Here is a 6,518-nt window from a genome sequence, read left to right as displayed (position 1 = left end):
CCATTGCCGAGTGGGCCAAGAGCAACCTGGCCAGTGGCGCACGAGTGATCTCGGATGGCTTGCCGGCATTCCGGGCGGTGACTGCCGCGGGCTGCCAGCATGAGGTTCGGGTCGCTGGCGGCAAGAAACCGAAGGACTTGCCGGAGTTTTACTGGATCAACACCGTGCTCGGGAATGTCAAGATGACGCTCGCGGGCGCTTACCATGCGTTTGCCTTCGGCAAGTACGCTGATCGTTACCTGGCCGCCATCGCCTACCGTTTCAACCGCCGCTTCCGGCTGGATAGCTTGCCTGAACGCTTACTACTGGCGGTAGTGGCTTGCGGCCCAAAGACAGAATTGTGGCTACGTAAGAAAGCTGAGGGGGCTTGCTAATCAGGTTTCACTTTGAGCGCGTGTTCGGCGACGCAGTCGGGCGCACGCCGATGGATTACCTGCGCCTGCGCCGTCTGCAGCGCGCTGCCCTGCGCGTGCGCTACGAGGCGCGCACGAGCCTGCTGCAGCTTGCGCAGGAGTGCGGCTTTGCCAGCAACGCCAGTTTCTCGCGCAGTTTTCGCCAGTATTTCGGTTTCAGTCCCAGTGATTGGCGCCACGGTGCCTGGCACGACTACATGCAGGACAACCAGAAGCACATCGATGCCCGGCTGGCCAGCCAGCAAAGCCCGGATGCGCTGGCCTTTTATGATTTCTGGCGCGACGTGATGGCCCGCCGCAGCTTTGTCGGCGACCGGATCACGCTCAGGCGCATGCCGGCGGCGCACATGTGGTTCGTCCGCCAGTTCGGCCTGTGGGGATTCGACAGCTATGCCAGTAGTGTTCGGCTGGCCGAGTCGTACCAGCGCGCCGGGCTGATCGGCGAGAATCCGACCTGGTGCAGCCTGTGGCCGGAAGACAACGGCATAACCCGCCCCGATGACCTGATCGGCGACATCGGTCTGCTGGCCGACGGCCCGCCGCCGCAGGGCCTGCTGGCGCGCAGCATTCCCGGCGGCCTGTATGCAGTGCTGGAAACGGTGAACGAGCCCTTCCTCACGCAATGGCTGCACGAGGACTGGCTGGACCGCCAGACCACGTGGACGGCCGACATGACGCGCCCCTACGTCTACCACTGGCGCGACACGCCGCACGGCGAATGGCTGCGCGCCATGCTGCCGGTCAGGCCAGCCTGACCGGCAGCGCGGCTTACTTCTTTGTGCCTTTCAGCGCGTCGAACAGCGTGTGCTTCGCATCATCCTGGGTGATTTCCCAGATCATCAGCCCGCCCAGCTTTTGCGCCTTCACGAATTTCACCTTCTCGGCCAGCGATTCGGCATCGTCATACGTCAGCAGCTCTTTGCGCCCGGCGTGGTACAGATACGGCGCGTTGCCGGCTTCCTTGCTGCGGTGCAGCTGCCAGCCGTCCTTGCCCAGATACTTGCCCAGCTCGGCAAAGGCGAAGGTGCCATCGCCGCCGGCATCCTTCAGTCCCGGGCCGGACATGGGCTGGGCCAGGCCGTCGCCCCTGGGGCCGGGTGCGACATTGCCGAGCGCGCGGCCGTAGAAGGGCACGCCCAGCACCAGCTGCTCGGGCTTCGCGCCCTGCGCCCTGTAGTACTCCACCGCCTTGCTGATCGCCAGCACCTGGCCGTCCGGATCGCCGGGCACCGGGTGCAGCGCGGCCTGCAGCGTGCTGGTCTTGCTCCAGCCGCCCGCGTAGTCGTAGGCCATCAGGTTGACGAAATCGAGGCTGGGCAGCGCGGCCTTCAGGTCGTAACCCTGCAGCACCCAGCCGCCGTTGAGCGCCGGCACGGCGGCGCTGAGTTCATAACGCTTCTTGTCGGCCTTGCCGGCGGCGTCCAGTGCCACGCGGAATTCGCGCAGCAGGCTCACCCAGTTCTGCAGGTCGGCCGCGCTGGCGTCCGCCGCGTAGTCGCCGCCGGTCACCGGATGCTCCCAGTCCAGATCCAGACCGCTGCATTGCGAATCGCGCATGATGGCAATCGACGACTTGATCAGCTTCGCACGGCCAGCTTCGCTGCGCGCCGTCTTGGCGATGTTCTTCGAGCCGGTCCAGCCGCCGATGGCCCACAGGCAGACGAATTCGGGGTTGGCTTTTTTCGCCTTGGCCAGCTCGGCTTGCCACAGCGCCGCGCCAGCCTTGGTCGCCGGCGCCAGGAAGGCTTCACCGGCTTCGTTCACCTCGATAAAGGACAGGATGCCGTGCGTCAGCTGCGGCAGGCGCTCGCCAGCCAGCTTGATGGCGCCGGCGTCTTTCCACGTCGGCAGATAGGAAACCAGCTTGTCGGCAGCGGCAAGCGGGGCGGACAGCGCGGCCAGCCCGAGCAGGCTGCCGGCAATCAGAATTCTGGACATGTTCTTCTCCCTGAAACCGCGCGCGGACCGTCCGCGCCGGCATGCCGCGACTCTACGCCCAGGCTTGCCCGCACAACATGGCCGGATCAGCCAGCGGCTTGTCCGGATTCGGCAAGTCGTGTTGTTGGTGACGAACTATTAAAGGGTATTGACCTGTAGCCATTTATGAGTAAAGGCTACAGGGTAATGCGGTGCTGGGTATCAGTTTCCGGCAAGCTGATTGATCCGGAACACATCGCACAGGTAGTTGAGGAAATTCACGTCCTCGCACATGCCCTTGCCCGGTGTGTCGCTCACCTTCGCCACCGGCTGGCCGTTGCACGCCACCAGCTTCATCACGATCTGCAGCGGCTCGTGCCCGCAATCGTTGGACAGATCGGTGCCGATGCCAAAGCCCAGTTTCGCCCGATCGGCAAAATGGCGATACAGCGCAAACGCGCGCGGCAGATTCAGCCCGTCGCTGAACACCAGCTGCTTGGTCGCCGGATCGATGCGCATCGCCTCGTAATGCGCGATCACCTTCTCGCCCCAGGCAAACGGATCGCCTGAATCGTGGCGCAGCCCGTCAAACAGCTTGCAGAAATACAGGTCGAAATCGCGCAGGAAGGCGTCGGTGCCCACCACATCGGTCAGCGCGATGCCCAGATCGCCGCGGTATTCGTGCACCCAGTGCTCCAGCGCATTCTTCTGGAAATCGCGCAGCCGCGAACCGAAGCTCTGGAAGGCCTGCAGGTACTCGTGCGCCATCGTGCCGATGGGCGTGAGGCCGTAGCGCATCGCCAGCAGCACATTGCTGGTGCCGCGAAACGCCGGCTGCGCCTCGGCAGCCAGCGTCGCCACCACCTCGGCATGCCAGTCGCGCGAAAAGCGCCGCCGTGTGCCGAAATCGAAAAACACGAAGGGATGGCGGCGCGGCGCTTCCCTGCCAAAGTCACGCAACTGCGCGAGTTTCTCCGCCAGCTTCGCGCGCCCGGTGGCCAGCGCCGCCGCTGGCGGGAATTGCCGGAAATACACCTCGTTGACGATGGCCAGCACATAAATCTCGAACAGCATGCAATGCAGCATCGGCCCGCGCACGCGGATCGTCAGCTCGCCATTGTCCGCCACATCCACATGGATAAAGCGCCGCTGCAACTGGAACAGCCGCAGGAAATCGACGAAATCGGACTTGATGAAACGCAGCCCGCCGAGATACGCCAGCTCCGGCTCGGCAAAGCGCAGGCTGCACAGATGATCGAGCTGCGCGTCGATCTCGTCGCGGCACTGGCTGAGCGGATGCTGCGGCACATTGCGGCACTTGAACGCGTACTCCGCCTGCGCCTGCGGCTGCTTGTGCAGGATCTCCTGCATCATGGTGAACTTGTACAGATCGGTGTCGAGCAGCGATTCGATGACGGGGAGGAAGGCGGGCATGGGCGGACGGGCGTGGTGGGGTGAGGGGAGTATGCGCCAGCGGGGTTGGGGCGGGAAGGTGGCCGCGCATGCGTACGATTATGCTGCGCTAATCGTACCTACGCGGGCTATTTGCGCATTTTCAATCGTGCTATCTGTAAACAATTTTTTATGAAAGTATTGTTGGAGATCGCATCAGTTTGCTTATTGACGGAGGAATCCATATACGTACCTACGCGGGTTTTGCAGGATACTTAGTGCGCTCTTCTCGTATTTTGTCTTCAGTTGGGGGGTAAGTAAAATTGGGAAAGTTCTCATAGTCAAAGAAAAAAATCAAACTCACCGTTACGGTTGATGTCGATCCTCATTGTGTACCAGGCATTGCCTGTGTCAGCTGCCATTTTTTCTCTTAATTCTTCGATTAAATCTGTTGCATCAAAGTCAACTGAAGTTGATTTGGTGTTGCCTTTGTTTGTTGCCCAGCCTTCGAATTCACAGTGTCGTGATATTATTTTTGCGATTACAGTGATTTTATCCCAGTCTGTGTTGGGTGGCGTGTTCAGTACTGCTTCTGAGATTGCTTTGATTGAATTTTGCATGATTGCCTTGGTTTTATTGTCTTGCCTGGATGAAATTGTCGAAATTCGCGGTAGCGTGCCGATTTAACGCGACTGCTCGGGTTGTCGGTACCTATTCTGGAAATTTTCCGTTTTTATAAGAAGCCCGCGTAGGTACGATTAGCGCAGCGTAATCGTACGCATGTCACTCATTGCCACCATTCATCGCATTTGCATTGCTGCACTTGTCGATCTGATAGATCCGATTCGTTAGACTAGACTGGTTTGGCATTGCCGGTTAATCCGCAGTAGCGTGCCGATTTAACGGGACGGCTCGGACTGTCGGTGCCTATTCTGGAAATTTTCCGTTTTTATAATAAGTCCATAAGTGAGTAATCGGCCAACAGGTTTCCTGTCCGGTGGCATAGCTTTTGGAGATCAATTCGATGTCGTCGGAGATGTATGCAGCAAGCTCGGTGCTGTTGCTTGCACGAAATGAGAGTTTGAATGCCTTTTCTCGCAAAGAGTCAATAAATTGAACATCCTCGTCCTGGATTTTTGCGCTTGTTAATGCGCTGAATTCGGTCATCCAGCGTTTGTCAAAATTCGGATCGTCTCTTGAGTCCAGTGCGCTTTCCGTATCAAGTGATTTGAGGAAGTCAAAAAACGAGGGTGTTGACAAGTAGTTGTCAATCTCAATCAAATTGCTATTGATCATTGAGTCGAATCCCCTGGTGCTTGCCTGCTTATCGGATAAATAGCCCGCGTAGGTATGATTAGCGCAGCGTAATCGTACGCATGTCAATCGCCGCCACCGACCACTGCCGCCACATCGCCACACCAGTCTGCGGGATAAATGCCTTCCGCCACCGCGCGATGAAAGGTCGAATACGGCCAATCCGCGACGCGGGTGACGAGGCCGTGCTTGAGCGGATTGACGTGCACATAATCCACATGCCGTTGGTAATCCGCCTCGTCGCGCATCAGGTGTTCCCAGAAATGCCGCTGCCAGATGCCGCGTTCGCCGTAGCGCTGGCGCGCAGCCGAGAGGCGCTCGGTGCGCGGCTGCGCTTTGGCAAAGCCACTTTTGATCAGCCGCCAGCGCAGGCTGAAGTCGGCATCGCCGGGCGGCAGGGTCAGCACCGCGTGCAGGTGCTCAGGCAGCACGACCCAGGCATCAATGTGAAAGGGATGCCGTTGGCGTACCTGCCGGACAATCCGCCGTAGCGTGTCGATTTCGCGAACCAGCAAATCGTTTTGGTGTCGCTGCAGCAAATTGACGGTGAAAAACCAAGTGCCACCGGGGACAAAGGCGCGACGGTAATCGGGCATGGTTTTCCTTTGTTTATGGGGGGGGCGGGCATGCGTACGATTACGCTGCGCTAATCGTACCTACGGCAAGGTTATCCGAGGTTGCCAACGTCATTCCTTGGTTTGCCACTTCCGCCACAAACGCCTTGCCCAGTGCTTCAAAGCCCGCCACCGGGCTGCTGCAGTCCGTCAGCAGCACGAAGCGGTCAATGCGATCCGGCAGTTGCGCGGCAAGGTCGCGCACGGTGCTGGCGACGCAGTGCGACAGCGCTTCGCCGGCGATCAGCAGCGTGTCGGCTTGCGCCAGCTGCGCGAGCCAGGCGTCGTCGGGGCGCGTGGCGGCATCCTGCGGGTCGGGCACTTCGGCCTGGATCGCCGAGTAATGCTCGGTGCGCGGATTCATGCCCTTGCTGACGAAGTTCACCGTCTTGAGCTGGCTGCGACTCCAGTTGTGCAGCGCGGCGAGCACGTCCGGCTGCACGGCGTGGCCGGGGCTGCCGGCCAGGCAGTGCTCGGGCCAGATGACGAGCTGGTATTTGCCGCTGGCGGCCAGTGCGTCGACATACGCTACGCTCGCCGCCTGCTGCGCGGGGTCGCGCGCCAGCCAGATCCCGGCGTGCACCTCATTCGCGGTGATGACGGTGAATGGCGCAGGCGGGTTGCCCGCCGCATCGCGCCACCAGACCGGGTGGGCGATGTCGAGCGGTTGGTGGGTGTCGAGCGTGACATGGATGGCGGCGAGCCGCTCGCCGAGCCGGGCTATCAACTGCGCCACGCGCTGCAGGTCGGCGGTCGCGCCGGCCACCGGCAGCGCAGCGCCCGGCTGGTCGCAGAAATCGTTTTGCGGGTCGATGAGCAGCAGGTGAACAGACATCGCGGAACCCTGTCGGTTGGGAGTAAGCCAGCT

The 6,518-nt window shown here is 60.7% G+C and carries 8 protein-coding genes; 2 read left to right on the top strand and 6 right to left on the bottom strand.

All coding sequences use genetic code 11. From position 1 onward, the window contains the following. The coding region (locus C515_RS0111535; RefSeq protein WP_028455665.1) for a transposase at positions 1-374 on the top strand (374 nt) is incomplete at its 5' end. Continuing rightward, the gene (locus C515_RS0111530; RefSeq protein WP_144290434.1) at positions 368-1,168 is read left to right on the top strand and encodes a helix-turn-helix domain-containing protein; all 801 of its coding nucleotides are present in this window, start codon (positions 368-370) and stop codon (positions 1,166-1,168) included. The genes C515_RS0111535 and C515_RS0111530, both read left to right, overlap by 7 nt. A 13-nt stretch (positions 1,169-1,181) precedes the next feature. On the opposite strand, the gene C515_RS0111525 is transcribed toward C515_RS0111530, so the two are convergent. The 6 genes from C515_RS0111525 to C515_RS20715 all read right to left on the bottom strand — a co-directional run bounded on the left by C515_RS0111525 (position 1,182) and on the right by C515_RS20715 (position 6,485). After that, positions 1,182-2,351, bottom strand: a complete 1,170-nt coding sequence (locus C515_RS0111525) for a glycoside hydrolase family 18 protein (RefSeq protein WP_028455663.1) — start codon at positions 2,349-2,351, stop codon at positions 1,182-1,184. Positions 2,352-2,552: 201 nt separating this feature from the next. Next, complete coding sequence (gene pncB, locus C515_RS0111520; RefSeq protein WP_028455662.1) at positions 2,553-3,764, bottom strand: nicotinate phosphoribosyltransferase; 1,212 nt, start codon at positions 3,762-3,764, stop codon at positions 2,553-2,555. A 299-nt stretch (positions 3,765-4,063) separates the two neighbouring features. Further along, positions 4,064-4,342 carry a hypothetical protein gene (locus C515_RS23560; RefSeq protein WP_144290433.1) on the bottom strand — a complete coding sequence of 93 codons (279 nt, stop codon included), beginning with the start codon at positions 4,340-4,342 and terminating at the stop codon, positions 4,064-4,066. 307 nt (positions 4,343-4,649) lie between these two features. Then, positions 4,650-5,018, bottom strand: coding sequence for an immunity protein PIM1 family protein (locus tag C515_RS0111515; protein WP_028455661.1), 369 nt, complete (start codon positions 5,016-5,018; stop codon positions 4,650-4,652). A gap of 83 nt (positions 5,019-5,101) precedes the next feature. Beyond that, a complete protein-coding gene (locus C515_RS0111510; protein ID WP_028455660.1) occupies positions 5,102-5,632 on the bottom strand; it encodes an REP-associated tyrosine transposase in 531 nt (176 codons plus the stop codon). Between the two features lie 40 nt (positions 5,633-5,672). Next, positions 5,673-6,485 carry a cysteine hydrolase family protein gene (locus C515_RS20715; RefSeq protein WP_043649215.1) on the bottom strand — a complete coding sequence of 271 codons (813 nt, stop codon included), beginning with the start codon at positions 6,483-6,485 and terminating at the stop codon, positions 5,673-5,675. Between the last annotated feature and the right edge of the window lie 33 nt (positions 6,486-6,518).

This window comes from Chitinilyticum litopenaei DSM 21440 (genome assembly GCF_000428145.1).
Lineage (GTDB): Bacteria > Pseudomonadota > Gammaproteobacteria > Burkholderiales > Chitinibacteraceae > Chitinilyticum > Chitinilyticum litopenaei.
This window is presented reverse-complemented; position numbering and strand designations above follow the sequence as displayed.

Coding starts and splice junctions, on each gene's coding strand:
- C515_RS0111525 (WP_028455663.1), bottom strand. CDS start 2,351: ATGTCCAGAATTCTGATTGCCGGCAGCCTGCTCGGGCTGGCCGCGCTG.
- pncB (WP_028455662.1), bottom strand. CDS start 3,764: ATGCCCGCCTTCCTCCCCGTCATCGAATCGCTGCTCGACACCGATCTG.
- C515_RS23560 (WP_144290433.1), bottom strand. CDS start 4,342: ATGCAAAATTCAATCAAAGCAATCTCAGAAGCAGTACTGAACACGCCA.
- C515_RS0111515 (WP_028455661.1), bottom strand. CDS start 5,018: ATGATCAATAGCAATTTGATTGAGATTGACAACTACTTGTCAACACCC.
- C515_RS0111510 (WP_028455660.1), bottom strand. CDS start 5,632: ATGCCCGATTACCGTCGCGCCTTTGTCCCCGGTGGCACTTGGTTTTTC.
- C515_RS20715 (WP_043649215.1), bottom strand. CDS start 6,485: ATGTCTGTTCACCTGCTGCTCATCGACCCGCAAAACGATTTCTGCGAC.